This is a genomic window from Dellaglioa sp. CoH-56-MRSF-12, from assembly GCF_056782075.1.
The window spans coordinates 1-239 of the sequence record NZ_JBXAYD010000165.1; the positions used below are offsets into that span (position 1 = coordinate 1).

Sequence of the window (239 nt, forward strand, 5' to 3'; positions counted from 1 at the left end):
GTGCCGTGCACTTTTAGGCGGATGCAAACGATCCGCTTTTGTTGAGCCACGAACTGGTCATTTCCGACCACGCATCGAACGGGGCGCGCGTACTCCAGTCGCTCGCTTCCATAAACGTGGTGTTGAATGTGTGTTCGAAGGTCTTACGGCCTGCGTACACAAGTTCAATGCCGTGCAGCGGAACCGTTACCCGGTCCATTGAAAAGCCCGGGAGTGCCGTGCTCATGCACTTCCACGTT

General features: G+C 56.1%; 1 protein-coding gene. It reads right to left on the bottom strand.

Annotated features, from left to right (window positions below):
* Positions 1-13: 13 nt before the first annotated feature.
* Positions 14-239 (bottom strand): hypothetical protein (locus AC1RPY_RS08175; RefSeq protein WP_481763185.1); only part of this gene is annotated, 226 nt, incomplete at its 5' end.